Here is a 13,529-nt window from a genome sequence, read left to right on the forward strand (position 1 = left end):
ACAGCAGGCCCCTGCGCAGCGGGGCATAACCGAAAAAAAGGAGCCGTAAGGCTCCTAGGGGACTCAGGCAACAAGTACCTATGCACTTGGCCCAAAACCCTTGCCGGCGCAGCGAATGAGCCACGCCGGCGGTGTAAAAAGAAGCCCCAAAAAAGCCATTCAAATGCCTGTTCAAACAGCCGGGGCTTCCGAGGTTAACCTTCGATTTCCACCAGTACATCACCCGGGTTGACCCGGTCGCCCTTGGCCACGTGCACAGCCTTCACGGTGCCGGCAATCGGCGCCTGCACTTCGGTTTCCATCCTCATCGCTTCGCTGATCAGCACTGCCTGACCGGCTTTAACCGTGTCACCGACCTTGACCAGCACATCGACAATATTGCCCGGCATGCTGGTGCTGACATCGCCCGGCGCACTGGCCTGCTTGCGCTTGCGCTTGCCGCCGGCACCCGCAACAAAATCGTTCAGCGGCTCGAACACCACTTCTTCCGGCATACCGTCGATGGACAGGTAGAAGTGGCGCTTGCCATCGCTCTTCACGCCAACGCCGGTGATGTCGACGCGGTAGCTTTCGCCATGTACATCCACCACGAACTCGGTCGGCACGCCTTCACCACCCGCCGGGGCCACGCCGCCGGCTTCCGGGATCGGCAGCAGTACTTCTGGGGTCAAGGTGCCGGCGGCGCGCTCTTCAAGGAACTTGCGTCCGATATCCGGGAACATTGCGTAGGTCAGCACGTCTTCTTCGGATTGCGCCAGGCTGCCGATCTCTTCGCGCAGTTTGGCCATTTCCGGCTTGAGCAGATCAGCCGGACGCACTTCGATCACGTCTTCGCTGCCAATCGCCTGCTTGCGCAGCTGCTCGTTGACCTTGCCCGGCGCCAGGCCGTAGCGGCCTTGCAGGTAGAGCTTCACCTCGTTGGTAATGGTCTTGTAGCGCTCACCGGCGAGCACGTTGAACACTGCCTGGGTGCCGACGATCTGCGAGGTCGGTGTCACCAGCGGTGGGAAGCCGAGGTCTTCACGCACCCGCGGGATTTCCGCGAACACTTCATTGATGCGGCTCAGCGCGCCCTGCTCTTTCAACTGGTTGGCCAGGTTGGACATCATCCCGCCTGGCACCTGATTGACCTGCACGCGGGTGTCCACGGCGGTGAATTCGCTTTCAAACTGGTGGTACTTCTTGCGCACAGCATGGAAGTACAGGCCGATCTCCTGGATCAGCGCCAGATCCAGGCCGGTGTCGAACTCGCTGCCCTTGAGCGCCGCGACCATCGACTCGGTGCCGGGATGGCTGGTGCCCCAGGCGAAGCTGGAGATCGCCGTGTCTATATGATCGGCACCGGCTTCAATCGCCTTGAGCTGGCACATTGAGCCCATGCCGGCGGTGTCATGGCTATGGATAAACACCGGCAGATCGACGTCCGCTTTCAACGCGCGCACCAGATCAGCGGTGGCATACGGGGTCAGCAGACCAGCCATGTCCTTGATCGCGATGGAGTCGATGCCCATGGCCTGCATGGCCTTGGCCTGCTTCACGAACGCTTCGACGGTGTGCACTGGGCTGGTGGTGTAGGCGATGGTGCCCTGGGCGTGCTTGCCTGCAGCCTTCACCGCCTCGATGGAGACGCGCAGGTTACGCACATCGTTCATCGCATCGAAGATGCGGAACACGTCGATGCCATTGACCGCCGCCTTGGCCACGAAGGCGCGTACCACGTCGTCGCTGTAGTGGCGATAACCAAGCAGGTTCTGCCCACGCAGGAGCATCTGCAAACGGGTATTGGACAGGCCGGCCTTGAGTTTGCGCAGGCGCTCCCAGGGGTCTTCCTTGAGGAAACGCACGCAGGCATCGAAGGTCGCGCCGCCCCAGACTTCCAGCGACCAGTAACCGACCTGATCGAGCTTGGCGCAGATCGGCAACATGTCGTCCAGGCGCATGCGCGTGGCGATGATCGACTGGTGAGCGTCGCGCAGGATGGTATCGGTGACGGTAATTTTTTTACTCATGATCTGATTCCTTCCCCTACAGGCCGGCGTGGGCAGCAATGGCGGTGGCGGTGGCGATGGCGATGGCCAGGTGCGACGGGTTGCGCTTGATCGAGTACTCGGTCAGCTCCGGGTGCGCCTCGACAAAACTGGTGTTGAACTGACCGCTGCGAAATTCCGGGTTGCGCAGGATTTCTTGGTAATAGGCGGCGGTGGTCTTCACCCCCTGCACGCGCATGTCATCCAGGGCTCGCAGGCCACGGGCCAGGGCTTCTTCCCAGGTCAGCGCCCAGACGATCAGCTTCAGGCACATGGAGTCGTAATACGGCGGAATGGTGTAGCCGGTGTAGATCGCCGTGTCGGTGCGCACCCCAGGGCCGCCGGGGGCGTAGTAGCGGGTAATCTTGCCGAACGAGGGCAGGAAGTTGTTCTTCGGGTCTTCGGCGTTGATACGAAACTGCAGGGCATAGCCACGGTGGATGATGTCTTCCTGCTTGATCGACAGCTCCAGGCCCGAGGCAATGCGGATCTGCTCGCGGACGATATCGATGCCGGTGATTTCTTCGGTGATGGTGTGTTCCACCTGCACCCGGGTGTTCATCTCCATGAAATACACCTCGCCCTCGGCGAGCAGAAACTCCACGGTACCGGCATTCTCGTAGCCCACCGCCTTGGCGGCGCGCACGGCCAGATCGCCGATATAGGCGCGCTGCTCGGGGGTCAGCTGCGGGCTGGGGGCGATTTCGATAAGTTTCTGGTTGCGTCGCTGGATCGAGCAATCGCGCTCGAACAGGTGCACCACATTGCCGAAGCTGTCACCAAGAATCTGCGCCTCGATGTGCTTGGGGTTGACGATGCACTTCTCGAGAAACACCTCGGCACGGCCGAAGGCCTTGGTCGCCTCGGAGATCACTCGCGGGAACGCCTGCTCCAGTTCCTCACGGCTGTTGCAGCGACGAATACCGCGACCGCCGCCACCGGAAGTGGCCTTGAGCATCACCGGGTAACCGATGCGGTCACCCTCGCTCAGTGCCTCGGCAATATCGGCCACGTTGCCTTCAGTGCCTGGGGTGACCGGCACACCAGCCTTGATCATGCTGCGCCGTGCTTCGGTCTTGTCGCCCATGCGGCGGATCACTTCCGCGCTCGGGCCGATAAACTTGATCCCACGTTCGGCGCAGATGTCCGCCAGTTCGGCGTTTTCCGAGAGAAAGCCATAGCCGGGATGCAGCGCATCACAGCCGGTTTCCACCGCCAGATTGACCAGTTTGCGCGGGTTCAGATAACCGGCCAGCGGATCGGCACCAATGCCGTGGGCCTCGTCCGCACGCTTGACGTGCAGCGCCTGACGATCGGCATCGGAATACACCGCGACCGAACGAATGCCCATTTCGGCACAGGCCCGCACGATACGCACGGCAATCTCACCGCGGTTGGCTATCAGAATTTCCTTGATCACGAGCCAGCATCCTCGATCACGTGAGCAGGCAACCGACAAAAACGGTCGACGTGTGACCGCAGCAGCTGAAGCGGTCAGGCACTCACGCTACGCCGGCTTGGCGATTAACCAAAATCAATAATTATTGGGTTAGTCATTAGGGATGGTCTGAAAAAGACTTCCTGATTTTGGCAAAATATCCGCACTCCACCCGCCGAGTTTTCCGATGAAGCAGATGACCTTCGCCGACGCCGAGTACGCCGGCAAGCGCAAGCAGACCCGCAAAGAATTGTTCCTGATCGAGATGGATCGGGTAGTGCCGTGGAAAGGGTTGATCGCTTTGATCGAGCCGCATTATCCAAAGGGTGAAGGCGGCCGACCGTCCTATCCGCTGATGGCGATGCTGCGAGTGCATCTGATGCAAAACTGGTTCGGTTACAGCGATCCGGCGATGGAAGAGGCGCTGTACGAGACCACCATCCTACGCCAGTTTGCCGGGCTGACTCTGGAGCGCATTCCTGACGAAACCACCATCCTCAACTTCCGCCGCTTGCTGGAAAAACACGAACTGGCTGCCGGCATCCTGGCCGTGATCAATGGCTACCTGGGTGACCGTGGTTTGTCGCTGCGCCAAGGCACCATCGTCGATGCCACGCTGATCAACGCGCCGAGTTCAACCAAGAACAAGAACGGTAAGCGTGACCCTGAGATGCACTCAACCAAGAAAGGCAATCAGTATTACTTCGGCATGAAGGCGCACATCGGGGTGGATGACGAGTCTGGCTTGGTGCACAGCGTGGTGGGTACTGCCGCCAACGTGGCGGATGTCACCCAGGTCGATAAGCTGCTGCACGGCGAGGAAAACATGGTGGGGGCCGATGCCGGATATACCGGTGTCGAGAAGCGCCCCGAGCATGAGGGCCGTCAAGTGATCTGGCAGGTTGCAGCACGGCGTAGCACTTACAAGAAACTCGGTAAGCGCAGCGCGCTGTACAAAGCCAAGCGCAAAATCGAGAAGGCCAAGGCCCAAGTGCGAGCCAAGGTCGAGCATCCGTTTCGGGTGATCAAGCGTCAGTTCGGTTATGTGAAGACGCGCTTCCGTGGCCTGGTCAAAAACACGGCGCAACTGGTGACTTTATTCGCGCTGTCAAATCTGTGGATGGCGCGCCGACATTTACTGACGAATGCAGGAGAGGTGCGCCCGTAATGCTGGAAATGGCTGCCGCGAGGTGCTCGCGGCGGCTAAAAACACAGAAATGAGCCGGTAATCTGATCGTTTTTGATCGATTTATCACTTTCGAAATCAGCAGAGGCTGACGTCAGCCAGAAATGCATTGCTACTTCAGAGGATCCTTAGCTAAAGCTTATAGTTGGATTTGATCGACTCCGCCACACAGGTACTAATCGTGCGTAAGTCTTTGTTACGTATGACATTTCGTCAGATTCAGGTGTTTCGCTCGGTGTGCAGCCACCTCTCCTACAGCCGCGCAGCAGAGGAAATGGCCCTGACCCAGCCGGCGGTCAGCCTGCAGATTCGTCAGCTGGAGGAGCTGATTGGCCAGCCGCTGTTCGACTATGTTGGCAAAAAGCTCTACCTGACCGAGGCTGCTGAAACGCTGCAACGCGCCAGTGCGGATATTTTCGGCCGCCTGGAGAGCCTCGACATGCAGCTGGCCGACCTGCAAGGCTCGCTGCAGGGACAACTGAGCCTGGCCATCGAGTCCAGCGCCAAGTACTTCGTTCCGCACCTGTTCGCCGCTTTTCGCCAGCAATACCCGGAAGTCAACTTACAGCTGGTGGTCACCAATCACACCCAGGCGCTCAAGCGCCTGAACGCCAACCGCGATGACCTGCTGATCATGTCGCGCGTGCCGACGGATATGAATCTGGAGTTTCTGCCCTTCCTTAATAACCCGATCATCGCCGTGGCACCGCCCGATCACCCGCTGTGCACGCAGGGGCCACTGAGCCTGCAGGACCTCACCGCCTTTCCGCTGCTGATCCGCGAAGCCGGCTCCGGCACACGCCAGGCCTGCGAGGAGTATTGCCATCAGAAACGTGCGCACTTCGCCCAGACCCTGGAAGTCGGCTCCATGGAAGGCCAATGCGAAGGGGTGATCGCCGGCCTTGGCCTGGCTTTGCTGCCGCGTCACGCGGTGCGCCGCGAACTGGAATGCGGCGCCCTGCGCGAACTGCCAGTGGCCGAGCTGCCGCTGCTGCGCAGCTGGTGCCTGGTGCACCCGCGCAGCAAATACCTGTCACCGGTGGCGCAGGCGTTTTTCGCCTTCGTGCGCGATCAGCGCAGCCTGATCAATGCCCTGGCTGAGCGTTTTGTCGAGCCGGCAGGGCGATAAGCCCCTGCCATGCCGGCAGGGAATTGCGTATATGATATTCGCGCCCGTCCAGCCGCCCGGTACACCAGCGTGCCCCTACCCAAGTTCAATGCGCCCAACCTCGGCATTACCCCTACCGCCTCGGAGGTAATCGCCACCCACCTGCGCGAGGCCATAGTCTCCGGGCACTTCGCCGAGGACGAGCCGATTCGCCAGGACGATATCGCCAAGCTGTTCAACGTCAGCAAGATCCCCGTGCGCGAGGCGCTCAAACGCCTGGAAGCCGAAGGCCTGGTGCTGTTTCAGCGCAACAAGGGCGCGGTGGTGACGCGCATCTCCGAGCCGGAACTGGCGCAGATGTTCGAGGTGCGGGTGCTGCTGGAAGTGCAAGCCATTCGCCTGGCCGTACCGAACATGAACGAGGCCACCTTCAGCGAAGCCGAGCGCATCTGCGCCGCCTTTCTCGGCGAGAACAATGTCGGCCGCTGGGCCGAACTCAACTGGCAATTGCACGCCTGCCTCTACGAGCCGGCGCAGCGGCCCTTCCTGCTCAACCTGATCCGCTCTATTCACGACAAGCTGGAGCGCTACCTGCGTATGCAGATGAGCCTGTCCGAGGGCAAACAGCGCGCCGATCAGGAGCACCGCGAGATCATCGCCGCCTGCCGCGCCGGGGATGCCGACCGCGCCTCCACGCTGATCGCCGAGCATATCAATGGCGTATGCCAAACCCTCTATGCACACCTGCCCAACCGGCTAACGCCGGGCTAAGCAGGGCGGGGCATGACTGCTAACTGCCAGCAGCATACGCACGCCAAGTGAAACCAAGGTCGCCCTGGCGGCTTGGGAAAGCCTGCATCGAGAATGACCCTGGCCCTTGGTTCTGCTCCGAAAATCAATCGTTATCCAAGATGGATTTCAGTGGGGCGGGCGCATATAGCGCACCTTGGAACTCCGGCACGTACTCGTACTTCAGCATTTCGCCCAGCTCCAATGACTTGATATACGTCGACAGGCTACCGTCGCTCAGGGTGAGCTTGACCGAGTTTTCGTTGGTACTCGAGGCATGGCTCAGCTGGCGAGAAACCGCATAGCCGTAGCTCAGCTCGCCGTTGTGGCCGATGTTGGTAAAGCTGTTGGCGACAAGCTGAGGCTCGATAGAGAGATCGCTCAGCTTCTCCGTTTCGAGAGTGACGTCGACTTTCCCTGTCTGGCTGTCGAGTATCTCGAAGACAACCGACTGGTCGGTTTCCCTGAGGTTGATAGCAGTCAACCACTTGGGCAAGTTGTAACCAACCACACCTCTGACCTTGGCGAGCTCCGTGTTGACCGGCAGCTTGAGCACATAGCCCCAGAAATCCTTCGACATCGATTGACCGATGAGAGACACCGGACCCAGGTTGGCATTTCCGGGCTTGTTGGTGACGATGGACAGTGCGATCTCGTTGTAGCTGTCGTTGTCGCAATATTCGTATGCGTAGGCGGTCAACGCGACCAGAGCTCTACCAGGCCACACCTGCAGCGGTTGGATATGTTCCAGAACCTCGGCCGGCATCAGCGCTTTCAGCCGGGCCAGATCCGCCGTGAAGACTGCCGTGACCCGGCTGTTCTTGTAATAGAAGTTTGGTGAGTAGGACTCAAAGCCCATGTCGACCTTGGTTTTCTTAAGTTCCTTGAACCAGCTCAGATCGATGTCCGATGCTTCGGTGGCGATGACGGAGAGAGGTGGATTGGAGTGGTAACGGTCGTACAGTCCGCCGGCCACTACAGGAATATCCTGCCCCGCAATACTGGTGGTCACAGTCCTGACCGGTTCAGACTCAGGTAAGCCCGCTGCCCATGAAGGAAAGGCCAGGGCATTCAGGAGTACTCCCGCCATTACTAAAAGGTTGCTGAATTTCATCTCTGTTCGTGCTCCGCGCGTGACAAGGTTCCTGCCCATGGAACCTACATGTACAGCCTCCAAGTCATGCGCTTGAGAGGCCGGGCACGGAAACCCTAACGTTTAACTTAACTTTAAGGTCAAGCACCACATACATCCAAGAAGCCGGCTAGGACGCTACATTGACCGGCTGAATCCTCAGCCATAACTGTCACTCGACCGCTTTGGCCAACAACTGTCGGGCGGCACAGGCTAGAGTCGCCCCTGCCTACCCATCGCCCACTAACATCCGCATACAGCGCATCGCCAGCCTGCCGAGCCGTTCTGCGAGCTTACAACTGTGCCGATTTCGTCATTTCCATAAGCTAAATCCATCAAGCCGCCAGCCCGCAGTCGGCGGCACCCTTGCAGCATCTTCAGTGGTTCAGGGAGCACCACCCGATGCAGCGCATGCAGATTCTCGACTCGCACACCGGCGGCGAACCGACCCGCCTGGTTCTCGACGGTTTTCCCGATCTTGGCCACGGCAGCATGGCCGAGCGCCGACGGGTGCTGGCTGAGCGCTTCGACCAGTGGCGTAGCGCCTGCATGCTGGAGCCACGGGGCAGCGAGGTGCTGGTCGGGGCCCTGCTGTGCGAGCCGGTCGATCCCGACGCCTGTGCCGGTGTGATCTTCTTCAATAACAGCGGCTACCTGGGTATGTGCGGCCACGGCACCATCGGCCTGGTGGCGTCCCTGGTGTATCTGGGGCGGATCGGCCCCGGCCTGCACAAGATCGAGACACCCGTCGGAACAGTCGAGGCGACGCTGCATGAGGACCGCTCGGTGAGCGTGCGCAATGTGCCGGCCTACCGTTATCGCCAGGCGGTCGAGGTGCAGGTGCCGGGCTATGGCCGGGTGGTCGGCGATATCGCCTGGGGCGGCAACTGGTTCTTTCTGATCAGCGAACACGGCCTGCGCGTAGCCGGCGACAACTTGCCAGCCCTGACCGCTTATGCCGCGGCCGTGCAGCAGGCCCTTGAGGATCAAGGCCTGCGCGGTGATGACGGCGGTCTGATCGACCATATCGAACTGTTCGCCGATGACGATGTGGCGGATAGCCGTAACTTCGTGCTCTGCCCCGGCCTGGCCTACGACCGCTCGCCCTGCGGCACCGGCACCGGCACCAGCGCCAAGCTGGCCTGCCTGGCCGCCGACGGCAAGCTGCAGCCCGGACAGATCTGGCGTCAGGCCAGTGTGATCGGCAGCCAGTTTGAGGCCAGCTTCCAGTGGGCCGATGGCGGTCGCATCATCCCGACCATTCGCGGCCGCGCCCATCTGAGTGCCGAAGCCACCCTGCTGATCGAGGCCGACGACCCCTTCGCCTGGGGCATTCGCCTGTGAGCGATGGCGGCGACGTTATCGTTATCGGTGCCGGCATAGTCGGTGCCGCCTGCGCCCGCGAGCTGGCCCGGCGCGGCCAGCGCGTACTGGTGCTGGACGCCGGTTTGCCGGCCGCCACTGCCGCTGGCATGGGCCACCTGATCGTGCTGGACGACAACCCGGCCGAGCTGGCGCTGTGCCAATACTCGCTGCAGCGCTGGCGCGACTGGGCTGGCGAAATGCCCGAAGACTGCGCCTACCGGCAGAACGGCACGCTGTGGCTGGCGGCCAATGCCGAGGAAATGGCCGAGGCCAAGTGCCTGGCGCTGAGCGAACATGGCCTGGACTGCCAGCTGCTCGGTTCCAGCGCCCTGCAGGCGACCGAACCCGAGCTGCGCAAGGGCCTGCACGGCGCGCTCAAGGTCAGTGGCGACGGCATTCTTTACGCGCCCAATGCGGCGCGCTGGCTGCTCGACCACCCACTGATCGAGCGCCGCCAGGGCCATGCGGTCGAGATCGACGACAACCGCGTGCGTCTTGCCAGCGGCGCCTGGTTGCGCGCCGAGGCGGTGATCCTGGCCGCAGGCAATCAGGCCGGCGCACTCTGCCCGGAGCTGCCGATCACGCCAAAGAAAGGTCACCTGCTGATCACCGACCGCTACCCCGGGCGGATCAGCCATACCCTGGTGGAGCTCGGTTATGTCAGCAGCGCGCACAACAGCAGTGGCCCCTCGGTGGCCGCCAATATCCAGCCGCGACCAACCGGCCAGTTGCTGATCGGGGCCTCGCGCCAGTTCGACAGCACAGACTCGGAGGTGGAGCCGCAGATGCTGGCCAGGATGCTGCGCCGCGCGGTGGACTATATGCCCGGCTTGGCCAGCCTCAATGCCATCCGCGCCTGGACCGGCCTGCGCGCCGCCAGCCCGGACGGCCTGCCACTACTCGGCGAACACCCGCAACGTGCGGGCCTGTGGCTGGCGGTCGGTCATGAGGGCCTGGGCGTCACCACGGCACCGGGCAGCGCCGCTCTGCTGGTCGCCCAGCTGTTTGGCGAGACGCCGCCGCTGGCAGCCCACGCCTATCTGCCGCAACGTTTTCTCGGAGCCGCCGCGCATGCCTGAACTGATCCTCGATGGAAAACCACTCAAGGTCTGCGCCGGCACCACGGTGGCCGCCGCACTGCTGCTCGGTGGCGACGGCAGCAGCCGCACCTCGATCAGCGGTCAGCGCCGCGCCCCCGTCTGCGGCATGGGCGTGTGCCAGGAATGCCGGGTGCTGATCGACGGCCAACGCAGCCTGGCCTGCCAGACCCTGTGCCACGACGGCATGCGCGTGGAGAGCCGGCCATGAAGGTGGATATTCTGATTATCGGTGCCGGTCCAGCCGGCATGGCCGCCGCCCTGGCGGCTGCGCCGAGTGGCGCGCGTATCGCCCTGCTCGATGACAATCCCTTGCCCGGCGGGCAGATCTGGCGTGACGGCGCCCAGGCCCAGCTGCCGGATGGGGCCAAGCGTTATCGCCAGCGCATCGCCGCCCAGAGCAATATCGAGCTGCTCAGCAGCGCCCGGGTAATAGCCCAGGCCGGGCCCAAGGCGCTGCTGGTGGAAGCCCCCCAGCGCGGCTGGGTGATCGAATATCACAAGCTGATTCTCTGCACCGGTGCCCGCGAACTGCTGCTGCCGTTCCCCGGCTGGACCCTGCCCGGGGTAACCGGCGACGGCGGCTTGCAGGCGCTGATCAAGGGCGGCCTGCCGGTGGCCGGCGAGCGTGTGGTGATTGCCGGTAGCGGCCCGCTGCTGCTGGCCAGCGCCGCCACCGCGCAAAAGAACGGCGCCCGTGTGCTGCATATCGCCGAGCAGACCGGCTGGGCCGCCTTGGCCGGCTTTGCCGCGCAACTGCCGCGCTGGCCGCACAAGCTGCTGCAGGCGTTTAGCCTGTGGCATCGCGGCTATCGGGCCAACAGCCATGTCATCGAGGCCCGGGGCGATAACCACTTGCAAGCGGTGCGCCTAAGCATCAACGGGCGGATCAAAGAAATCGCCTGCGAGCGCCTGGCCTGTGGCTTCGGCCTGATCCCTAACACCCAGCTGGGCCAGGCCCTGGGCTGCCAGATTACGGCGAACGCCATCGCCGTGGATGCCTGGCAGGCCAGCAGCCTGGAGGGCGTCTATGCCGCCGGCGAATGCACGGGATTCGGCGGCAGCGAAAAGGCCCTGGTGGAAGGCGCCATCGCCGGACATGCCGCGGTCGATGAACAGGCGGCGGCGCAGCGTCTATGGCCCCAGCGCGAACGCTGGCAGAGCTTTGCCACGGCGCTGAGCGATGCCTTCGCCCTGGGCGAAGAGGTGCAGCAACTGGCCCGCCCGGACACCCTGATCTGCCGCTGCGAGGACGTGCCGCTGGCCGCCCTGGCCGAGCATGAAAGCTGGAGCCAGGCCAAACTGGCCAGCCGCTGCGGCATGGGGGCCTGCCAGGGTCGCATCTGTGGCGCCGCCAGTCAGGTACTGTTCGGTTGGCAGCCGCCGGCACCCCGCCCGCCCTTTAGCCCCGCGCGTATCGACAGCCTGCTGCAACTGGGGCAACGCGAGTAACGCCGACCGCTGCCTGTTCAGGGCAGCGGTCAGGCCTTATCCTCCGGCAACCGCGGAGCCTGCCCATGCCCAGTAACCCCTTGCACCTGCTGCCCTCTGCCAATGCCGTCGATATCACCAGCCTGGTGACCAGCCTGCACGCCATCGAACCGTTGCTGGATGCCCTGGCCGGGGTGGTGTTCTTTATCAAGGATCGCCAGGCCCGTTACCTGCTGCTCAACCAGACGCTGGTGCAACGTCTGGGCTGCAAGGACAAGCAGCAACTGCTCGGACGCACGGCTGAAGAAGTCTTCCCCACCCGCCTGGGCACGCTCTACACCGTTCAGGATTTGCAGGTGCTCAGCGCCGGCCAGCGGCTCGACAACCAGCTGGAACTGCACCTCTACCCCGGCCGCCAGCCCGGCTGGTGCCTGACCCACAAGCTGCCCCTGCGCGATACCCAGGGCGCCATCATCGGCATGGCCGGGGTGTCCTGCGATCTGCCCCACGCCAACGCTCAGCACCCGGCCTACCCCAAGGTCGCGGCGGTTGACGCGCATATCCGCCAGCACTTCGCGCAACCGATCAGCCTGGATCAACTAACCGCCATCGCCGGACTGTCCGTGGCACAACTGGAACGTCACTGCCAGCGCATCTTCCAGCTCAGCCCGCGGCAGATGATCCACAAGGCCCGTCTCGGTGCCGCCACCCAGCTGCTGGAAGAGGACCTGGCCATCACCGAGATCGCCCTGCGCTGCGGCTACACCGACCACAGCGCCTTCAGCCGTCAGTTCAAGGCGCACACCGGGCTGTCCCCCAGCCAGTACCGCGAGTCCCTTCAGCAGCGTTGAGTGCCTCAGCATTGTGCAATCTCGCCACGGCCCGCTCCCTTAGGTAACACCCGCATCACCCCAATCCACAGCCACGCCCCTGCGGCAGTTCGGCCACGCGCCTTATCAAGGCCGCACACACCGCGAGTTAAACGCCTTGCAGCTCAACGCCAGGGCCAACCTGGAGAAATGGCACGCCATTCGCATATTTAATTTCGTATACGAAATCCGTAATACCAAAGCATCACTCCTAATCTGCCACACGCACGAGAGAAGAGAGATACCCATGAAAAACCAGCTTATTTCCGCAGCAGCCTGCGCCCTTCTGAGCAGCGTCCTGATCAGTAACGCCCATGCCGACAAGCTCGACGACATAGTCGGCTCCGGCAAGCTGCGTTGCGCCGTGACCCTGGACTTCCCGCCGATGGGCTTTCGCGACGAACAGAACCAGCCCGCCGGCTTCGATGTGGATTACTGCAACGACCTGGCCGGCGTGCTCGGGGTCAAGGCCGAAGTGGTCGAAACGCCCTTCCCCGACCGCATCCCGGCCCTGGTATCGGGCCGCGCCGATGTGATCGTCGCCTCCACCTCCGACACCCTGGAGCGGGCCAAGACCGTGGGCATGACCATGCCCTACTTCGCCTTCCAGATGGTGGTGCTGACCCGTGAGGACACCGGCATCAACGGCTACGCCGATCTCAAGGGACGCCCGGTGGGCAATACCAGCGGCACCTACGAAGCCATTGCCCTGGAGAAGGACGTCAAGGGCTGGGGCGGCGGCAGCTTCCGCGCCTACCAGAACCAGAACGACACCATCCTCGCCGTAGCCCAGGGCCATATCGACGCCACCGTGGTGACCAACACCGTGGCCGCCGCCACCCTCAAGTCCGGCAAGTACAAGGGGCTGAAGGTCGTCGGTGACGCGCCCTATGTGGTCGATTACGTATCCCTGGCGGCCAAGCGCAACGAATACGGCCTGCTCAACTACCTCAACCTGTTCGTCAACCAGCAGGTGCGCAACGGCCGTTACCACGAACTGTGGGCCAAGTGGGTGGGCGATGAGATCAGCCCGGCCAGCCTGACCGTGCCTGGCGTGTACTACTGATCGAGCGCGCCCGGGGGCGAT

12 protein-coding genes are annotated in these 13,529 nt (G+C 62.7%); 9 read left to right on the forward strand and 3 right to left on the reverse strand.

What is annotated here, in order from left to right; all coding sequences use genetic code 11:
- Positions 1-194 precede the first annotated feature (194 nt).
- Positions 195-2,009 carry a sodium-extruding oxaloacetate decarboxylase subunit alpha gene (gene oadA / locus BLW24_RS05750; RefSeq protein WP_090377823.1) on the reverse strand — a complete coding sequence of 605 codons (1,815 nt, stop codon included), beginning with the start codon at positions 2,007-2,009 and terminating at the stop codon, positions 195-197.
- 16 nt (positions 2,010-2,025) lie between these two features.
- Entirely contained in the window at positions 2,026-3,447 is a 1,422-nt protein-coding gene (locus BLW24_RS05755; RefSeq protein ID WP_090377826.1) for an acetyl-CoA carboxylase biotin carboxylase subunit, read from the reverse strand.
- A gap of 205 nt (positions 3,448-3,652) precedes the next feature.
- Between BLW24_RS05755 and BLW24_RS05760 the strand changes: the two genes are divergently transcribed.
- The 3 genes from BLW24_RS05760 to BLW24_RS05770 all read left to right on the forward strand — a co-directional run bounded on the left by BLW24_RS05760 (position 3,653) and on the right by BLW24_RS05770 (position 6,530).
- Positions 3,653-4,633 (forward strand): IS5 family transposase, encoded by a 981-nt coding sequence (locus tag BLW24_RS05760; RefSeq protein WP_090375326.1) that lies wholly within the window; start codon positions 3,653-3,655, stop codon positions 4,631-4,633.
- Between the two features lie 199 nt (positions 4,634-4,832).
- The gene (locus tag BLW24_RS05765) at positions 4,833-5,780 is read left to right on the forward strand and encodes a LysR family transcriptional regulator (RefSeq protein WP_090387635.1); all 948 of its coding nucleotides are present in this window, start codon (positions 4,833-4,835) and stop codon (positions 5,778-5,780) included.
- 69 nt (positions 5,781-5,849) lie between these two features.
- Positions 5,850-6,530, forward strand: a complete 681-nt coding sequence (locus BLW24_RS05770; RefSeq protein WP_244161089.1) for a GntR family transcriptional regulator — start codon at positions 5,850-5,852, stop codon at positions 6,528-6,530.
- 124 nt (positions 6,531-6,654) lie between these two features.
- Here BLW24_RS05770 and BLW24_RS05775 read toward each other — a convergent pair whose 3' ends face one another.
- Positions 6,655-7,662: an acetoacetate decarboxylase (ADC) gene (locus tag BLW24_RS05775; protein WP_090377830.1), complete on the reverse strand. Its 1,008-nt coding sequence runs from the start codon at positions 7,660-7,662 to the stop codon at positions 6,655-6,657.
- A gap of 420 nt (positions 7,663-8,082) precedes the next feature.
- On the opposite strand from BLW24_RS05775, the gene BLW24_RS05780 reads away from it, so the two are divergent.
- The 6 genes from BLW24_RS05780 (at position 8,083) to BLW24_RS05805 (ending at position 13,508) form a co-directional block, all read left to right on the forward strand.
- A complete protein-coding gene (locus BLW24_RS05780) occupies positions 8,083-9,024 on the forward strand; it encodes a 4-hydroxyproline epimerase (protein WP_090377833.1) in 942 nt (313 codons plus the stop codon).
- Positions 9,021-10,124: an NAD(P)/FAD-dependent oxidoreductase gene (locus tag BLW24_RS05785; RefSeq protein WP_090377836.1), complete on the forward strand. Its 1,104-nt coding sequence runs from the start codon at positions 9,021-9,023 to the stop codon at positions 10,122-10,124. The genes BLW24_RS05780 and BLW24_RS05785 overlap by 4 nt, the downstream gene beginning before the upstream one ends.
- Positions 10,117-10,353: a (2Fe-2S)-binding protein gene (locus BLW24_RS05790; RefSeq protein ID WP_090377839.1), complete on the forward strand. Its 237-nt coding sequence runs from the start codon at positions 10,117-10,119 to the stop codon at positions 10,351-10,353. Before BLW24_RS05785 ends, BLW24_RS05790 begins: the two co-directional genes overlap by 8 nt.
- Positions 10,350-11,594 (forward strand): NAD(P)/FAD-dependent oxidoreductase, encoded by a 1,245-nt coding sequence (locus BLW24_RS05795; protein ID WP_090377842.1) that lies wholly within the window; start codon positions 10,350-10,352, stop codon positions 11,592-11,594. The genes BLW24_RS05790 and BLW24_RS05795 overlap by 4 nt, the downstream gene beginning before the upstream one ends.
- Positions 11,595-11,659: 65 nt before the next feature.
- Positions 11,660-12,424, forward strand: coding sequence for an AraC family transcriptional regulator (locus BLW24_RS05800; RefSeq protein ID WP_090377845.1), 765 nt, complete (start codon positions 11,660-11,662; stop codon positions 12,422-12,424).
- A gap of 265 nt (positions 12,425-12,689) precedes the next feature.
- Positions 12,690-13,508 (forward strand): ABC transporter substrate-binding protein, encoded by an 819-nt coding sequence (locus BLW24_RS05805; protein ID WP_090377848.1) that lies wholly within the window; start codon positions 12,690-12,692, stop codon positions 13,506-13,508.
- Positions 13,509-13,529: the final 21 nt, after the last annotated feature.

This window comes from Pseudomonas anguilliseptica, from assembly GCF_900105355.1.
GTDB classification, from domain to species: domain Bacteria; phylum Pseudomonadota; class Gammaproteobacteria; order Pseudomonadales; family Pseudomonadaceae; genus Aquipseudomonas; species Aquipseudomonas anguilliseptica.

Bases quoted from the DNA above. Each gene is read 5' to 3' on its own strand.
- BLW24_RS05805 (WP_090377848.1), top strand. From the start codon at position 12,690: ATGAAAAACCAGCTTATTTCCGCAGCAGCCTGCGCCCTTCTGAGCAGC.
- BLW24_RS05795 (WP_090377842.1), top strand. From the start codon at position 10,350: ATGAAGGTGGATATTCTGATTATCGGTGCCGGTCCAGCCGGCATGGCC.
- BLW24_RS05790 (WP_090377839.1), top strand. From the start codon at position 10,117: ATGCCTGAACTGATCCTCGATGGAAAACCACTCAAGGTCTGCGCCGGC.
- BLW24_RS05775 (WP_090377830.1), bottom strand. From the start codon at position 7,662: ATGAAATTCAGCAACCTTTTAGTAATGGCGGGAGTACTCCTGAATGCC.
- oadA (WP_090377823.1), bottom strand. From the start codon at position 2,009: ATGAGTAAAAAAATTACCGTCACCGATACCATCCTGCGCGACGCTCAC.
- BLW24_RS05760 (WP_090375326.1), top strand. From the start codon at position 3,653: ATGAAGCAGATGACCTTCGCCGACGCCGAGTACGCCGGCAAGCGCAAG.
- BLW24_RS05780 (WP_090377833.1), top strand. From the start codon at position 8,083: ATGCAGCGCATGCAGATTCTCGACTCGCACACCGGCGGCGAACCGACC.
- BLW24_RS05800 (WP_090377845.1), top strand. From the start codon at position 11,660: ATGCCCAGTAACCCCTTGCACCTGCTGCCCTCTGCCAATGCCGTCGAT.